General features: G+C 34.0%; 15 protein-coding genes. 13 read left to right on the top strand and 2 right to left on the bottom strand.

Translation table 11 applies throughout. The features are described from left to right. Positions 1 to 143: 143 nt before the first annotated feature. Complete coding sequence (locus ACQVV1_RS24535; protein ID WP_063225373.1) at positions 144 to 1,769, top strand: ABC-F family ATP-binding cassette domain-containing protein; 1,626 nt, start codon at positions 144 to 146, stop codon at positions 1,767 to 1,769. Positions 1,770 to 2,302: 533 nt separating this feature from the next. Then, positions 2,303 to 4,276, top strand: a complete 1,974-nt coding sequence (gene ltaS, locus ACQVV1_RS24530; protein ID WP_063225374.1) for a lipoteichoic acid synthase — start codon at positions 2,303 to 2,305, stop codon at positions 4,274 to 4,276. 61 nt (positions 4,277 to 4,337) lie between these two features. Here the strand turns inward: ltaS and ACQVV1_RS24525 are convergent, their stop codons facing one another. Together ACQVV1_RS24525 and ACQVV1_RS24520 are read right to left on the bottom strand one after the other, a co-directional pair. After that, on the bottom strand, positions 4,338 to 5,009 hold the full coding sequence (locus tag ACQVV1_RS24525) for a TerC family protein (RefSeq protein ID WP_309258945.1): 672 nt from the start codon (positions 5,007 to 5,009) through the stop codon (positions 4,338 to 4,340). A gap of 268 nt (positions 5,010 to 5,277) precedes the next feature. Beyond that, positions 5,278 to 6,105: a peptidoglycan-N-acetylglucosamine deacetylase gene (locus ACQVV1_RS24520; RefSeq protein WP_309258944.1), complete on the bottom strand. Its 828-nt coding sequence runs from the start codon at positions 6,103 to 6,105 to the stop codon at positions 5,278 to 5,280. Positions 6,106 to 6,322: 217 nt separating this feature from the next. On the opposite strand from ACQVV1_RS24520, the gene ACQVV1_RS24515 reads away from it, so the two are divergent. The 11 genes from ACQVV1_RS24515 (at position 6,323) to ACQVV1_RS24465 (ending at position 14,969) form a co-directional block, all read left to right on the top strand. Next, a complete protein-coding gene (locus tag ACQVV1_RS24515; protein WP_001106983.1) occupies positions 6,323 to 6,583 on the top strand; it encodes a hypothetical protein in 261 nt (86 codons plus the stop codon). Positions 6,584 to 7,230: 647 nt separating this feature from the next. Further along, positions 7,231 to 7,620, top strand: coding sequence for a VOC family protein (locus ACQVV1_RS24510; RefSeq protein WP_242252876.1), 390 nt, complete (start codon positions 7,231 to 7,233; stop codon positions 7,618 to 7,620). 171 nt (positions 7,621 to 7,791) lie between these two features. Continuing rightward, the gene (locus ACQVV1_RS24505) at positions 7,792 to 8,757 is read left to right on the top strand and encodes a pyridoxal-phosphate dependent enzyme (RefSeq protein WP_309258943.1); all 966 of its coding nucleotides are present in this window, start codon (positions 7,792 to 7,794) and stop codon (positions 8,755 to 8,757) included. Positions 8,758 to 8,978: 221 nt separating this feature from the next. Continuing rightward, positions 8,979 to 9,662 (top strand): DNA alkylation repair protein, encoded by a 684-nt coding sequence (locus ACQVV1_RS24500; RefSeq protein ID WP_431169638.1) that lies wholly within the window; start codon positions 8,979 to 8,981, stop codon positions 9,660 to 9,662. A gap of 16 nt (positions 9,663 to 9,678) precedes the next feature. After that, positions 9,679 to 10,380 (top strand): nucleotidyltransferase domain-containing protein, encoded by a 702-nt coding sequence (locus ACQVV1_RS24495; protein ID WP_431169637.1) that lies wholly within the window; start codon positions 9,679 to 9,681, stop codon positions 10,378 to 10,380. Between the two features lie 16 nt (positions 10,381 to 10,396). After that, positions 10,397 to 10,942 (top strand): GNAT family N-acetyltransferase, encoded by a 546-nt coding sequence (locus ACQVV1_RS24490; protein WP_242252884.1) that lies wholly within the window; start codon positions 10,397 to 10,399, stop codon positions 10,940 to 10,942. 34 nt (positions 10,943 to 10,976) lie between these two features. Beyond that, the gene (locus ACQVV1_RS24485; protein ID WP_431169636.1) at positions 10,977 to 11,477 is read left to right on the top strand and encodes a GNAT family N-acetyltransferase; all 501 of its coding nucleotides are present in this window, start codon (positions 10,977 to 10,979) and stop codon (positions 11,475 to 11,477) included. A gap of 15 nt (positions 11,478 to 11,492) precedes the next feature. Next, positions 11,493 to 12,014: a DinB family protein gene (locus tag ACQVV1_RS24480; RefSeq protein ID WP_431169635.1), complete on the top strand. Its 522-nt coding sequence runs from the start codon at positions 11,493 to 11,495 to the stop codon at positions 12,012 to 12,014. A gap of 69 nt (positions 12,015 to 12,083) precedes the next feature. Beyond that, a complete protein-coding gene (locus ACQVV1_RS24475; RefSeq protein ID WP_242252889.1) occupies positions 12,084 to 13,022 on the top strand; it encodes a DMT family transporter in 939 nt (312 codons plus the stop codon). 56 nt (positions 13,023 to 13,078) lie between these two features. Then, complete coding sequence (locus tag ACQVV1_RS24470) at positions 13,079 to 13,486, top strand: GNAT family N-acetyltransferase (protein ID WP_242252890.1); 408 nt, start codon at positions 13,079 to 13,081, stop codon at positions 13,484 to 13,486. Between the two features lie 316 nt (positions 13,487 to 13,802). Next, a complete protein-coding gene (locus tag ACQVV1_RS24465; RefSeq protein ID WP_431169634.1) occupies positions 13,803 to 14,969 on the top strand; it encodes a DUF418 domain-containing protein in 1,167 nt (388 codons plus the stop codon). The last annotated feature ends 70 nt before the right edge of the window (positions 14,970 to 15,039 follow it).

The following is a 15,039-nucleotide window of genomic DNA, read 5'->3' as shown; positions in this document are numbered from 1 at the left end:
AAGGAATAGCAATCAACCGTTGCTATTCATCCAGCTTCTACTATATAATAGCTATAGTCTACAATAATTGAGTCGTTATATGCGATTTTTAAGACAATCGGTGAGAAAACGCTGAAATAAGCGGTATTAGTAGGAGGACACAAATGATTACAGTAAGTAACGTTAGTTTGCGTTTCGCGGATCGCAAATTATTTGAAGATGTTAACATAAAATTCACGCCAGGTAACTGCTACGGTTTAATCGGAGCGAACGGTGCTGGTAAATCGACATTTCTAAAGATTTTATCTGGAGAAATTGAACCATCAACAGGTGATATACATATTACGCCGGGTGAGCGTCTAGCAGTATTAAAACAGAACCACTTCGAATATGAAGAGTTTCCAGTATTAGAAACAGTAATTATGGGTCACACGCAACTTTACAAAGTAATGCAAGAGAAAAATGCCATTTACATGAAAGAAGACTTTAGTGATGAAGATGGTATGCGGGCTGCTGAACTTGAAGGTGAGTTCGCTGAGCTTAACGGTTGGGAAGCTGAGTCAGAAGCTGCAATCTTACTAAAAGGACTTGGTATTGGTGAAGATCTTCATGATAAGAAATTGTCAGAATTAACTGGGTCAGAGAAAGTAAAAGTATTACTTGCTCAAGCATTATTCGGTAAACCGGACATTCTATTACTAGATGAGCCTACCAACCACTTGGACTTAAAAGCAATTCAATGGTTAGAAAACTTCTTAATGAACTTTGAAAATACAGTAATCGTTGTATCCCATGACCGTCACTTCTTAAATAAAGTTTGTACGCACATGGCTGATCTTGATTTCGGTAAAATTCAACTTTATGTTGGTAACTATGACTTCTGGTATGAGTCAAGCCAATTAGCTTTAAAATTAACACAAGATGCTAATAAGAAAAAAGAAGAGAAAGTAAAAGAGTTACAAAACTTCATTGCACGCTTTAGCTCAAACGCATCTAAAGCGAAACAAGCAACTTCTCGTAAAAAACTTTTAGATAAAATTACATTAGATGATATTAGACCATCATCACGTCGTTACCCATTCGTTGGCTTCACACCAGAACGCGAAGTAGGAAATGACTTATTAACAGTTGAAGGTCTTTCTAAAACAATTGATGGCGAAAAAGTGTTAGATAATGTGTACTTCACTTTAAATAAAGGTGATAAAGTTGCATTTATCGGTCGTAACGATATTGCGATGACAACATTATTTAAAATCCTTATGGGTGAGATGGAGCCAGATAGTGGTTCATTCAAATGGGGCGTTACAACATCTCAATCTTACTTCCCAAGAGATAACTCTAAATACTTTGAGAACAGTGACTCCAACTTAGTTGATTGGTTACGCCAATTCTCTCCACAAGATGAGTCAGAAAGCTTCTTACGTGGTTTCTTAGGCCGTATGTTATTCTCAGGTGAAGAAGTTAAGAAGAACGTTTCTGTACTATCTGGAGGAGAAAAAGTTCGTTGTATGCTATCTAAAATGATGTTAAGTGGTGCAAACGTAATCACTCTTGACGATCCAACGAACCACTTAGACCTTGAGTCTATCACTGCATTAAACAACGGCTTAATCGCATTCAAAGGTACAATGTTATTCACATCTCATGACCATCAGTTCGTACAAACAATTGCAAACCGCATTATCGAAGTAACGCCAAACGGTGTAATCGATAAAGAGGCTACTTACGATGAGTTCTTAGAAAATGAAGAACTTCAAAAACAAGTAGATGCAATGTACAAAGGTCAATAATAAATATAAAAAACCCTCGCTCTCGTTATGAGAGCGAGGGTTTTTTATAATCATTATTTTTATGGATTATGAATAATTATTCAACAATAGCTTTAGTGAAGGGGGGAGAGATTTTGATATTGCATATAGAGGAATGGCTGAGGTATGAATATACTTGAAATACGTGAAGAGGTTTAATATACATAGAAAAAAACACATGCTTTCAAATATGAATTTAATTATATTACATTAATGTTCCAGAACTGGAGACATATTTATTTGCGAAGCAGTGAATAAAGGTATATAGTATGTGATGTCATAATTAGTGGATGAATCTTGGGAGAAAACAGGGAATGTTACAAATTTATTTTGTTAAATAGAAACCAAGGTCAAAATGTCTGGAAAGAAATAGTTGAATAAATACTAGCTTCAAATTATAATTACTAGTATTCTTCATATAGTTAAATAGATAAAATCTATTTGAAGATAAAAAATTGAATAGAGAGACAGACTTATAAAAAAATAAGCCTTGGATGATCAAAAGAGGTGGAGAAATGAAACAATTCTTATTAAAAAGCAAAAGTGTGCTAAGCAATCATTTTGGATTCTTTCTGTTTGCCGTTATTTTATTTTGGCTCAAAACATATGCAGCTTATGTAACGGAATTTAATTTAGGAATTTCAAACACAATCCAAAAATTCTTGCTGTTTTTCAATCCGCTTAGTTCAGCAGTTCTATTTTTAGGACTTGCATTATTTGCAAAAGGGAAACGATCTTATATTTGGTTAATTATCATTAATTTGTTATTGTCGATTCTTTTATACGCAAACGTAGTATATTATCGTTTTTTCAGCGATTTTATTACGTTCCCAACATTAACACAAACGAATAACTTTGGAGATTTAGGTGGTAGTATTATTGCGTTGCTACATCTTTATGATCCGCTATATTTCTTAGATACAATTATTTTAATTGTGTTAGTAGCAACGAAATTTGCAAATCCAAAACCAATTCGTGTTGCGAAACATAAAGTATCTCTAGTATTTGTAGCAGGTATTTTATTATTCAGTGTTAACTTAGGACTTGCAGAATCTGACCGTCCTGAATTATTAACAAGAACATTTGACCGTAATTATATTGTGAAATATTTAGGGGCATATAACTATACAATTTATGATGGTATTCAAAGTGCGAAAGCATCAACCGAACGAGCGTTAGCTGATGGAGATAATATGACAGAAGTAAGAAATTATTTAACATCAACTTACGCAAGTCCAAATCCTGAGTATTTCGGTAAAGGAAAGGGAATGAACGTAATTTATATTCATTTAGAGTCATTCCAAAACTTCTTAATCGATTATAAATTAAATGGTCAAGAAGTTACGCCATTCTTAAACTCATTCACAAAAGATGCGAATACGCTTTACTTTGATAACTTCTTCCATCAAACAGGACAAGGAAAAACATCTGATGCGGAGTTTATGTTAGAGAATTCAATGTTTGGTTTACCACAAGGATCTGTCTTTACAACGAAATCTCATAATACGTATCAATCAGCACCAGCAATTTTAGGACAACAAGGATACACATCAGCAGTATTCCACGGTAACTATAAAACATTCTGGAACCGTGACGATGTTTATAAATCATTTGGTTTTAATAAATTCTTTGATGCTTCATACTATGATATGAATGAAAAAGATGTAGTAAACTATGGATTAAAAGATAAACCATTCTTTAATGAATCCATTCCGTTATTAGAAACATTGAAACAACCGTTCTATACGAAGTTTATTACGTTATCGAATCACTTCCCGTATCCAATTGATAAAGAGGAAGCGACAATTGAACCAGCGAACACAGGTGACTCATCTGTAGATACGTATTTCCAAACAGCACGTTATTTAGACGAATCTGTAAAAGGTTTCATCGATTACTTAAAACAATCTGGTTTATACGATAATTCTATTATCGTTATGTACGGAGACCATTACGGTATTTCAGATAATCATAACGCAGCAATGTCAAAAGTAATGGGTAAAGAAATTAACTCGTTTGAAAATGCACAGTTACAGCGTGTACCTTTAATCGTTCGTGTACCAGGTGTGAAAGGTGGCGTACAACATCAATACGGTGGTGAAATTGATGTCCTTCCAACTCTTTTACACTTACTAGGAACAGATACAAAAAATTATGTTCAATTTGGTTCAGATTTATTATCACCAGATCATAAACAAGTTGTTGCGTTCCGTAACGGCAACTTCGTAAGCCCAACTGTTACTGCATTAAACGGCAAATACTACGATACAACGACTGGAAATCCAGTAGAATTTACAGATGAAATAAAACAAAATGAACAAATGGTTCAAAACTCGTTAAAATACTCTGACCAAGTCGTAAATGGTGACTTATTACGATTCTACACACCAGAAGGTTTCACTCCAGTAGATCGTTCGAAGTATAACTATAACAATCGTGATAAAAACAAAACGAAGGTAAAAACGGCTCCGGAAGGGGAAGCTAAATAAATATTAAAAAGCGCTACTCATATGAGTAGCGCTTTTGTTTGTAACTAAAATTACATTGGCATTATATAGTATTATCTTTAGTTTTTTGCTTCATCTTTCCAAGGAACACTACACCGAAAATGATAACAATGATGAATGCCCATTTAATTAAAGGATTACTCTCAAAAAATGCAGCAAACCATTTCTCGTCTACAATCATTTTCGCAGCGGTATAAGCTAAAACTGCTGCTCCAATCGTAATGATGACAGGAAAACGATCTACCCATTTTAAAATTAATGTACTGCCCCATACTACTACAGGAATAGAAACTAATAACCCGATGATTACTAAAGAGAAATTGCCATGCGCAGCTCCTGCAACAGCAAGAACATTGTCTATACCCATTAATGCATCAGCAATAATAATAGTTTTAATAGCAGACCAAAATCCTTCTTCTGCCTTAATATCATGATCTTTGCCTTCAGCAATTAATTTGTAAGCAATCCATATAAGGAGTACACCACCAATTAGAAGTAACCCTGGTATTTTTAACAACCAAACGACAACTAAGGTAGCGAGGGCTCTAATCGCAATTGCCCCGATGGTGCCCCATATAATCACTTTCTTTTGTTGATCTTTCGGTAATCGCCTTGCTGCTAATCCAATTACAATAGCATTATCCCCCGCTAAAACTAAATCAATTACAATAATGGCAAGCAAGGCTGACAAATATTCAGTTGAAAGAAAATCCATACACATATCACTCCTTAAGAGTAATATGTGCTAAAGTGTTGATAATATAAAAAATAGGATTGAATTTGTATATTCAATCCATAATTTCTTACTGTATTTTGATATATATGTTTTAATTTCGTATAAGTCGCTTGTGCAATCTTTTTTGCTTTTCGTTTCTTTTTCTTAATTTTCGATTCATCTTTTTGATCCGGTTTTCTATATGAGAGAATTTCCAAAACGATAAAAAAGACTCAATAACCTACTAGAGGAAATCAAGTCTTTTTCATTACATACGATTATCATGCCAGAAGTTTAATGGGAAGTGTTCATTCTCATTATAGGCTTCTAATTCATATCCTTTTTCTTTCAGCCCTTTAATAATACCAGGTACTGCTTTTACGGATTGTGGATGAATGTCGTGCATAAGGATAACTTCTGTTGGCTTGTTTGCACCATTAATAACGTTTTGTACAATTTTAGCTGATGCAGCGTCAACAGGCATTGTGTTATATCTCCAGTCTAATGAATCAATTGTCCAATCCCAAACTTTTAGCCCATTCTCAACAACTTTGTTACGAAGCGCTTCGTTTAATCCTGGCATTGAGCCGTAAGATGGACGAGTTAATACTGGCGATTTACCTAGAACGCCAGCGATTAAGCCTTGGTCTTCCTTCATCTCATCTACATAATGACCTTCTGTGTAAAGTTTTTTGTAGTTATGAGTCATACTGTGCATCCCAACGTAGTGGCCTTCAGCATCTTCGCGTTTTACAAGGTCAGGGAAAGCTTTTACATTTGAACCAATAAGGAAGAATGTTGCTTTTGCATTTTCTTTCTTTAACATATCTAAAAGCTCAGCTGTGTATTTTCCAGGACCATCATCAAATGTTAAATAAGCTACTTTTCTAACTTGCCCATTATATTGTTTTGGAGCTTCTTTCGGTGCAAGAGATGATTGAATTTCACTTACAAGTTGAACAGATTTTGCTTCATCCTCTGTACTTGCTAGAGCAGTATGTGCTGAACCTAAAGCCGCTTCGTATGTAAATAATACCCCCGCGCAAATCAACATAGCCCTTTTCACTAAAGTTGTCATTCGAATTCCATTGTGCATAATTTTCCTTCTCTCTATAAAAGTTCTACTCTACTATATTAGCAATTATAGGTATGGAAATGCAAAAAAAATTTTTTACAAGTGCAAGAAAGTTTGTCAAAAAGTATGCAAGATTTTAAAGGAATGTCATTTTTAAAGAAACGTCATAAAAAATTGGATAAATTGAATTATATATTGGAAACAATACAAGGGATATTAATTTTAGGAGGTGCTTTAATTGAATTATAAAAAAATGCTTTCTATATTTATGACGAGCATATTCACAGTAGGATTGTTAATCGGGTGTAATCCAGCTCCAAAGGATGAAAAGGAGCCAGATCCAACGGAGGAACCTTCTGAGCAAAGACAAGAGGAAAAGAATGAAAAACAAGATCCTGCTAAAGAAAAAAATAATGAGTTAAACAAAAAGGATGAACAAGAACCAGATCCAACAGAAGAGCCATCTGAGGAGCAAAAGAAGAAAAAAGAAAATGAGTAGTTGCAGTTTAATGAAATATGTAGCGTGATTTTGTAACAAAAATTTTCTGGAAATATACAAACCACTTTTCTATATAAGAAAAGTGGTTTGTATAAAATTATGTATGAATTTAAGTATATCATGTATATAATTTTTGTTTTAAAGCAACTTTCCAATTAATGTCTTTTAACATAGCTATTGCTCTTAAAATGAAGATTGGCCACGTATTAATCCTTCTTTACAAACTCTTCAAGTATTAAATTTAATTAAATTAAATTCTTCTATTAATAATACAGGCTCTTTATGGGTTGAACCTATATTAAAGCGAGTCTGTAGGTCGTATTCTAGCATGAGATGAACTGCTTTGTTTTTTCATCTCTGAATTCCCAAACTACAAACGAAAGAGTCATATCAATACCGGCAGAGCCAACAGCTACTGTTATGATTTTGACATGACAAATAACTCTCTTTAAGGAAGGGATAGTTATTTTATCTCTATATTTTTATAATTAATTCTATATGAATTTAATACTAAAGTCCTACTATTTATAAACTAATAGGTCTTTCAACTTAGGCAGTTCTCACACTAATGAGGGATGTTAAAGGAAATATATGTAACCTATAATGATTACTATAAAGCTTTGGAAAATGAAAAGGAGGAGATTTGCATGAAGAATTGGGTTCAATTTAGAATTGCAAGACCAACAGATAAGTTTGAAGAAGTTATAAGCTTTTATGAGACGGGGTTAGGGTTAAAGCGTATAGGAGAATTTCACAATCATGAAGGATATGATGGAGTTATGTTTGGATTACCGGATGCCGAGTATCATTTGGAGTTTACAACGCATGTTAATGGAAGTCCATGTCCGGCACCAACAAAAGATAATTTACTAGTTTTTTATATGCCTAATAAAGATGAAATTGAAAAAATAGTGAATCGATTAAGTAATATGGGCTACCATGAGGTGGAACCAGAAAATCCGTATTGGCTAGAGAAAGGTACCACAATAGAGGATCCAGATGGTTGGAGAATTGTGCTTATGAATGCATTTGAATAAAGAAGCTCTTTTCGTATGTAAGGAGTGTAACAAAATGATTTAGACATAAATCCCTACAGCATTGTAGGGATTTTTATATAAGAAGATTTAGTTAAGAGAGTATTGAAAATGTAAAAAGTATTTTGGCTAAAAAAATATAATAAATATGATTTATGAAGGAGATATAGAAGTATGACATTAAAGCATTTTGATGAGTTTGCTAAAAATGTTGGGAATACACCTCTCATGAAATTAGAATGCGAAGAAACGAAGGATCTTTCTATCTATGCTAAATGTGAATGGCACAACCCTACAGGATCGATTAAGGATAGAGCAGCACTTGGAATGATTCAAAAATATTTACAAGAAGCGGACAAAAAACAATCTATTTTAGAATATAGTGGTGGAAGCTTAGCGAGATCAATCGGGCGTATTTGTTATTATTTAGGAATTCAATGTACGTTAGTTTTAAGTTCCGGAACTGGTAAATCACTATTAAATGAACTTGAGCATTATAGAGCTAACGTGATTTTAGTTGATAAATGTATGGGTTTTTACGCAGTAATTGAAAAGGCAATTGAGATTAGCAAACAAAAACCCGAGTTATACTTTTTATTCCAACATTATAATAATGCAAATCTATCAAGTCATATAGAAGGTACAGGCCAAGAAATTATTGCGCAAATGAACGGAAAACCAATACACGCATGGGTAGCATCTGCTGGTACTGGTGGAACTCTAATGGGGGTCTATAAAGCAGTAAAGAATTATACAAAAAATGTTGAGCTACATTTAGTAATGCCTGCTGAATTGCCTTATGGTTCCGAACAACCACCAAATGATTTAAAGAAATATGCTGGTTCAGGTGGGTTCGGCTTAGGGAGGAAACAACATTTCATAGAACAGGAAGATAATTTGATAGAAAAAAAATGGACTTATTCATATGAAGAAACCTTGTATGAAATGGCACGTTTTTATAATGAAACTGGTATGAAAATAGGAACGTCTGCGGCAGCGAATTTATTAGCCGCTAAAAAAATTGGAAAAGAAAAAGGTACGAATTTTAATGTAGTTACAGTTTTTCCGGACGCAGGCTCTATAGAAGAGTGGTCAGATGTAAAGAGCTTACAAAAAATAAAGAGAGAATTAAACAAATAAAAGTGCTTTCATAGTCTATTTCTTACACCATGGGAAATGGATAAAATGAAAACCTGTATATGTAAAATGTACAGGTTTTTCGTGGGTGTTTTAGTTATTTGTAGAACTATAAAATTTCACATACCGTATTTAAAAAATAAATATAGGAAAACTAAAAAGTAATGTAGAATGTATCGTATATATATATATGAAGTCAACATAAAAGTTAAAGAGGTGGATATATGTTACTTGAGGAAGTAATGCAGCAACTAGAGGAATATGGAACAGAACAAAATTGTAAAACGTATAAAAATCACGGAGCGAAAGAGCCACTATTCGGAGTTAGTTTTGCCAATTTAAAATTGTTAAAAAAGAAGATAAAAAAAGATCATGATTTAGCAATTTTATTATGGGAAACAAAAAATATGGATGCAATGACTTTAGCAACAATGGTATTAGATCCAAAGGAAGTTACGACAGAACTGCTAAATAAATGGGTACAGGAAGTTGATTATTATTGTTTAATGGACGTTTTGATGACGGCTATTTGTACGTCGCCAATTGCGATAGAAAGAATGGAAGAATGGGCAAAATCTGATGATGAATGGATTGGAAGAGCAGGTTGGTCTTTATTAGCAAATATAGCGATTAAAAATAAAACGTTATATGATGATTTCTTTTCACCGTATTTAGAAGAAATTAAAGCAAATATACATAATGAAAAAAATAGAAAAAAAGAAGCGATGAATAGTGCTTTAATTGCGATAGGTATTCGTAATGAACACTTAGAGCGAAAAGCGATTGAAATTGCACGTGAAATTGGAAAAGTACAGGTTGATCACGGGGCAACATCATGCAAAACACCAGACGCAGAACCGTATATAAAAAAAGCGAGAGAAAGAGCTGAAAAAAAGAAAGTGAAATAAGAAAAGGGGAACGGTTATGAAAGCAATGGAAGCGGCAAAAAGCATAATTACATCACAATTTCCGAATTGTGATGTAGCTTTACTTGGAGGAAGCGTTGCAAGAGGAGAAGCGACAAAAACATCTGATCTGGACATTGTAATAGTTGATCATAGTTTAACGTCTTGTTATCGAGAATCTTTCTATAGTAATGGATGGCCTGTTGAAGTGTTTGTACATAATTTTGAAACGTATAAAACCTTTTTTAAAATGGATTGTGATCGCGGGAGACCTTCATTGCCACAATTAGTTTCAGAGGGGATTGTATTAAAAGGTGACAATGAAATGATTGAGAAATTAAAAAGAGAAGCAAATGATTTACTAAATAAAGGACCTGCTAAATGGTCCGAAGAAACGATGAAGCAAAAACGTTATTTTATTACAGATACTTTGGATGATTTTATTGGTGCATCAAAAAGAGAAGAAGAATTATTTATCGCTAATTTATTAGCTGAATTATTACATGAATATGTATTAAGGGTAAATGGTAGCTGGCTTGGAAATTCAAAATGGTTTATTAGGGTACTTAGAAAATATGATGAACAATACGCAGACCAATTTGTAGCGGCGTTCGATCATTTTTATACAACGGGAGAAAAAAGAAAATTAATTACTTTTGTAGAAAAAACGCTAGAACAGTATGGAGGCAGAATATTCGAAGGATTTTCTATAGGAAAATAAAAAAGGGGATAGCGCAATGAATGTTCCATTCGTTCAATTAAGAGAACTGACACTAGATGATGTAGAAGATCGATATCAATGGTCATTAGATACAAAAGTCACAAAGTATTTAGTTGTACCAGATCAATATCCACCGTTCACTCGTGAAGATACGAAAAAATGGATTGAAGCATGTATAAATCGAAAAAATGGTTATGAACAAAGAGCCATCACTGCAGAGAACGGCATACATATTGGATGGGTAGATCTTAAAAACTTTGATAAAACAAATAAAAATGCAGAACTGGGAATCGCGATTGGTAATAAAGAATACTGGGGTAAAGGGTATGGAATAGCAGCCCTATATAGTATGTTATATCAAGCATTCTTTGCATTTAAATTAGAAAAAGTTTGGCTACGTGTAGATGAAGATAATTTTCAAGCTAGAAAGAGTTATGAAAAGGCAGGTTTTGTTTGTGAAGGACTAATGAGAAATGATCGATTACGTCAAGGGAAGTTCATTCATCGTTATCGTTATAGTATGTTAAGAGAAGAATACAAATCTTTAAATGGTTTATTATAAAATTATTATGTTAACTTAAAGAGGCTGGAGTAATATGATTCGATTACTTGCGAAAGAAGATGCGAAAAAATATTGGGATTTACGTTTACAAGCATTACAAGTAAACCCAGAGGCATTTGTAACAACTTATGAAGAGGCGATTCGTCAGGAAAATCCTATTAAGCGAGTGGAAAGTAATTTAACAGCTACTACTAGTTATACATTCGGTGCTTTTAATGAGGGTCAGAAATTAGTTGGCGTTGTCACTTTACTAACAGAGGAAAAAGAGGCGTATAAACATAAAGGTTATATCGTTGCGATGTATGTAGATGCAAGCAATCGAAGAAGTGGCCTTGCACGTGAGTTAATACGCAAGGCAATTGAAAGAGCAAAAGAAATGGACTTGGAACAATTGACTTTAGGTGTTGTGTCCACAAACGTGCCAGCAAAGAAGTTGTATGAATCAATGGGCTTTAAAACGTATGGGATTGAAAAGAGGGCTATAAAGATGAATGGTGTGTATAGTGATGATGAACATATGGTGTTGTTCTTTTAAGAGAGGGAGTTTAGTATGAAAGATCTCCGTTTAGAAAAAAATATGAACCGGCAAGTAGCGATTCTATATGCGATGGTTACTGATACATTTAAACGATTGCAAAAGTTAGTAGAAGGTACTGATGAGAAAGAACTGTCCTTTAAAGGGTCAGAAAATAATGAAAATAGTACAGGACAGCTACTTCAGCATTTAGCGGTGGTTGATTTACACTGGGTGTATCGTTTAAAAGGAGTGGAAGTTCCACAGACACTGAATAATATATATGGACCTATGTTAAATGAAGTAGGAGAACTGCCAAGTTTAAGAAAACAGACGTTGCAACAAGTAATGCAAGATTATGAAGATGTGCAACATATGTTATATGAGGAATGTATGAAACTAACAGAAAAGGATTTAACACGAGAAGTTTTTTACGAAAAGGGAGAAAATGCGACTATAAGGTGGGGGATATGGCATATAGCTGATCATAATCGGTACCATCAGGCTCATATTAGTCAGTTAAGAAAACGATTTAGAGCTAGAATACATGCGAGATAAACATTTCGAATTTTAATTATATTTAATTTGTTGTATAGTATAAGAAGAAACTAAACAAGGGGTTTTATAATGAAAGCAATTGTCATAGGAATATTGGCATCATTTTTCTTTGCCTTTACCTTCGTTTTAAACCGGGCGATGGACTTAGAAGGTGGAAGCTGGATTTGGAGTGCATCATTACGGTATTACTTTATGGTTCCAATGCTTTTACTTATTGTCATGTATAGAGGGAACTTAAAGCAACTCTTTCAATATATGAAAAATAATCCGAAAGAATGGTTAGTGTGGAGTATCGTTGGATTTGGTCTCTTCTATGCACCACTTAGTTTTGCCGGAGCTTTTGGACCTGGTTGGCTTGTTGCCTCAACATGGCAAATTACGATCGTCGCAGGGATTTTGTTAACACCATTTTTTGCAGTAGATCCATTACATAAAAAACTTCCAATGAAGGAATTAGTTATGTCGGGTATTATTTTATGCGGCGTTGTACTTATGCAAGTAGAACATGCTTCTTCATTAGGTATTCGTGAAACCGTTTTATGTGTCGTTCCTGTACTTATTGCAGCGTTTGCGTATCCTCTTGGAAATCGAAAAATGATGCAAGTTTGTAAAGGGGAATTAGATGTATTTCAGCGAGTTCTCGGTATGACATTAGCAAGCTTACCATTTTGGTTTTTACTATCTGGTTATGAAGTATCAACAGGCGGACTACCGTCAAGTAGCCAAGTTTTTCAATGTTTTATTGTAGCTGTTAGTTCAGGTTTAATCGCGACCGTACTATTCTTCTTTGCGACAGATCTTGTAAAAGATGATCCACAAAAACTAGCAACAGTAGAAGCAACTCAGTCTGGTGAAGTTTTATTTGCGCTAGTAGGAGAACTTATCTTGCTATCTGCGCCAATTCCGTCATCTTTATCTTGGATCGGCATGAGCCTCGTTATTGTTGGAATGATACTACATAGTTATGTAGCGGTCGTTGTGAAGAAAGAAGAAAAAATAACTGCGTAATGAGATTAGCTCTTTATATAAAGAGCTAATCTTTTTTCATAGAAAGGAATGAAGATATGAATTTGCGACACGTTGAACAAATTGAGAAAGATCCCATTTTAAATGTACTACAGTATGCAGTTGGACCAAGTGAAACTAGCTTAAAGAAAGCAGTTGTATTTTATGAAAGGAATACAGGCACATTGTATAAATATGAAGAAAAGGCTTGTATAGGTATTGAAATATTCGGCGCAAATAAAGCGGAAATTTGCCACATAGCAGTCGCTCCACAATATCGTAAAAAAGGAATTGCGTTGCAAATGATAAGGGAAGTAGTAAGAATACATCAATTGACTTATGTAGAAGCAGAGACAGATAAAGAGGCAGTAGAATTTTATAAGAAAATTGGTTTTAAGGTTAAAAGTTTAGGAGAAAAATACCCGGGGATAGAAAGATTTCATTTGTATTTTAAAAATAAAACATAATGAAATAATCTTAGAATATAATATCCGGAAGACGATTTGAAGAAATAGTTCGTTTTTTATTTATCTCGCTATTGGTGGGTAGTAAAGCTCCCACATTAAAATTCGGCTGGAGTAAGGAAGTTAGTTAGTTGGAAGCCTTGCAGCCCATAAATGCCCGATTGGTACGGGCTTATAATCAGTGGAGGATGCACAAAACCTCCACTGATTCAAGTTTCACTTTATCTGTTCTAATTTTAATAGTAGCTAGTTATTCGTTTTTGGCAAAAATGTAAGAAAGGTCGAAATGTTTAGTTGATGCTAAGGAAGGAAGCAAAATATGAGTAAATCTATAAGTAATGGAACAATTGATAAGAAGCGTGCAGTCTCATTAGATTTAGCAAGGGGTACAATGTTACTATTAATCGTACTTGCTCATGCACCGCTTTACTTATATGCTGCAGATCCTGGAATTATGCATAGGGTGGAAAGCGGTAATTTCTTTGATCAAATTGTAAACCTTTTTGGTATATTCATAATTGATAACCGTGCACGGGCAATGTTTGCCGTATTATTAGGATACGGTTTGGTTCTAGCGCTTGAAGGGCAAATATCAAAAGGGATAGATGAAAATCAGGCTGTAAAAATAGTAAGAAGACGCTCTTTGTATTTAATACTGTTCGGGATTGTGTTAGCGGTCTTAATTGGTGGGCAAGATATTCTTATGGCCTATGGTGTAGCGGGGATTCTTGTTAGTCCACTATTAAAGTGTAAAATGAAAACATCAATTCGAACATTTACGATTATCACTATATTGTATATCATTTTTATTCCAATAATATGGGGATTTAATATGCAAGCAATAGGCGTTTACGGTTTTTCACCAGATGTTTCAGCAAAAGACACGTATCTTAGTACTACCATGTTACGATTACTTTTCTTTCCTGTTATACCTGTTCTCATCCATGTTATGTTCCCGATAATTCCTTCTGTAATTCTTGGTTTGTGGATTGCTAAATATCGGTTACTAATAAAACCAGAGCAACATTTGAAAAAATTATATTTTATAACAATTATAGGATTATCAATTTCCTTAGTAGGTGCTTTGCCACTATCTTTTGTAGGGACTATATGGTATCCAAGTGTATTTGCAGCTGGAATGATAAATGGAATCCATATTGTAACTGGAATTGTTGGAGGATTAGCATATGCAACAGGTTTCGGAATAATAGGGAGTAAATTAAAAAATCTAGGGTACTTTAGCCTTGCATTGATCGCTTTAGGAAAGCGTTCATTAACATTTTTTGTTTTGAATGAGGCACTGCTTGTTATACTTTTATCACCTGTAGCATTTGATTTAGGAGGGTATGTAAGTATCACTCTCGCTGCATTGATAGCTATAAGTATTTGGATATCTTCTGTCATATTAGCTACAATAATGGAAAAAAATAATCTCAATGGACCATTAGAGATTTTATTGAGACGTTTAGTATATAAAAATAAATAAATTAAAAGACGATCCGAGTATTAGGTCGTCTTTTAATTTATTATAGTATGTATAATATAATAATAGTTCG

It is taken from the genome of Bacillus basilensis (assembly GCF_050630465.1).
GTDB classification, from domain to species: Bacteria; Bacillota; Bacilli; order Bacillales; family Bacillaceae_G; genus Bacillus_A; species Bacillus_A basilensis.
This window is presented reverse-complemented; position numbering and strand designations above follow the sequence as displayed.

What these genes read in the sequence shown, in the direction of transcription:
- ACQVV1_RS24470 (WP_242252890.1), top strand. Translation starts at nt 13,079, where the DNA reads ATGAATTTGCGACACGTTGAACAAATTGAGAAAGATCCCATTTTAAAT.
- ACQVV1_RS24505 (WP_309258943.1), top strand. Translation starts at nt 7,792, where the DNA reads ATGACATTAAAGCATTTTGATGAGTTTGCTAAAAATGTTGGGAATACA.
- ACQVV1_RS24500 (WP_431169638.1), top strand. Translation starts at nt 8,979, where the DNA reads ATGTTACTTGAGGAAGTAATGCAGCAACTAGAGGAATATGGAACAGAA.
- ACQVV1_RS24465 (WP_431169634.1), top strand. Translation starts at nt 13,803, where the DNA reads ATGAGTAAATCTATAAGTAATGGAACAATTGATAAGAAGCGTGCAGTC.
- ACQVV1_RS24525 (WP_309258945.1), bottom strand. Translation starts at nt 5,009, where the DNA reads ATGGATTTTCTTTCAACTGAATATTTGTCAGCCTTGCTTGCCATTATT.
- ACQVV1_RS24485 (WP_431169636.1), top strand. Translation starts at nt 10,977, where the DNA reads ATGATTCGATTACTTGCGAAAGAAGATGCGAAAAAATATTGGGATTTA.
- ACQVV1_RS24490 (WP_242252884.1), top strand. Translation starts at nt 10,397, where the DNA reads ATGAATGTTCCATTCGTTCAATTAAGAGAACTGACACTAGATGATGTA.
- ACQVV1_RS24520 (WP_309258944.1), bottom strand. Translation starts at nt 6,105, where the DNA reads ATGCACAATGGAATTCGAATGACAACTTTAGTGAAAAGGGCTATGTTG.
- ACQVV1_RS24480 (WP_431169635.1), top strand. Translation starts at nt 11,493, where the DNA reads ATGAAAGATCTCCGTTTAGAAAAAAATATGAACCGGCAAGTAGCGATT.
- ACQVV1_RS24475 (WP_242252889.1), top strand. Translation starts at nt 12,084, where the DNA reads ATGAAAGCAATTGTCATAGGAATATTGGCATCATTTTTCTTTGCCTTT.
- ACQVV1_RS24495 (WP_431169637.1), top strand. Translation starts at nt 9,679, where the DNA reads ATGAAAGCAATGGAAGCGGCAAAAAGCATAATTACATCACAATTTCCG.
- ltaS (WP_063225374.1), top strand. Translation starts at nt 2,303, where the DNA reads ATGAAACAATTCTTATTAAAAAGCAAAAGTGTGCTAAGCAATCATTTT.
- ACQVV1_RS24510 (WP_242252876.1), top strand. Translation starts at nt 7,231, where the DNA reads ATGAAGAATTGGGTTCAATTTAGAATTGCAAGACCAACAGATAAGTTT.
- ACQVV1_RS24535 (WP_063225373.1), top strand. Translation starts at nt 144, where the DNA reads ATGATTACAGTAAGTAACGTTAGTTTGCGTTTCGCGGATCGCAAATTA.